Source organism: Moorena sp. SIO3I6 (genome assembly GCF_010672095.1).
This window is the reverse complement of sequence record NZ_JAAHHU010001705.1, coordinates 1-1,062: the sequence shown is the minus strand read 5'-3', so window position 1 is coordinate 1,062 and position 1,062 is coordinate 1. Positions and strand designations below refer to the sequence as shown.

The window sequence follows — 1,062 nt, the reverse complement described above, 5'->3', positions numbered from 1 at the left end:
GAATTTGACGAAATTATGGTAAAAAAAAGATAGGTCAGCAATTCTCAATAAGACCAATAAAGCTGAAAATGATCCCCTCATTGTACCAAACACACTTAGAAAATCAACTAGTACGTTCTGAATACTTGCTTTTGTCTCTTTTAATTAATCTTCTACAAAATCTCAAAGAAGTAAGCTTATAAAAATTAGCGACTGCTTTACCTCTACCAATTTTATTTGAGAGTAGACGGAAAAAATTACAAAGGTGCGCTTTCCGTTGGCGAATTAAATTCGCCACGGGTCGCACCTAAAGATTTCTATCCTTACCAATACTTAAAGTTGAAAACCTGTGGTTTCCCCTTCTCACTAGTTGGTTAACTCAAAATTTTAATTTTAACCAAGTTTTATATTTAGTTATTGATAGAACCAGTTGGGCACGGATAAATTTAATAATGGTGAGCATCGTTTATGACAACAGATCTATACCTGTATATTGGGAATTGTTACCTAAATTAGGTTCAAGTAACTTGACGGAACAAACCGAAATATTCGAAAAAGTTTTACCCTGTCTTGATGCAGTCGCTCATGGGGGGAACCCCCAAGACCGCGCTGCATCGCTTATTTAAAAATTATCAACCGCTCATATTGGGAGATAGAGAATTTTGTTCTGTTAAGTTAGCCGACTGGCTAAGAAAGAGGTCTGTACAGTTTGGCTTGAGATTAAGAAAAGATGAATTTGTTGAAGTAGAAAAGGATGTTTGGAGAGACTTAAAAGCTTTAGGATTAAAACCAGGCTTATCTTTGTTCCTTCAAGGCGTAAAAGTAACAAAGACTCATAAAATCTGTGGGTTTAATATAGCGTGTAAATGGAAACGAAAGTTCCACGGCTGGTCTCCAGAAGAGGGCTGGTTTATTTTAACAAACTTAACTCGTCTTCAAGATGCAATCCTGACTTACAAAAAACGTTTTAATATAGAAGAAATGTTTAGAGATTTTAAAAGTGGTGGCTACAACTTAGAGGATACTAATCTTTCTGGATATCGGTTAATCTCTTTAATTTTAATTGTAGCAATCGCCTATAGT

At 35.2% G+C, this 1,062-nt stretch carries 1 protein-coding gene; it reads left to right on the top strand.

Going from position 1 to position 1,062, the window contains the following annotated elements:
- Nucleotides 1-564: 564 nt before the first annotated feature.
- The coding region (locus F6K49_RS52465; RefSeq protein WP_293111014.1) for a transposase at nt 565-1,062 on the top strand (498 nt) is incomplete at its 3' end.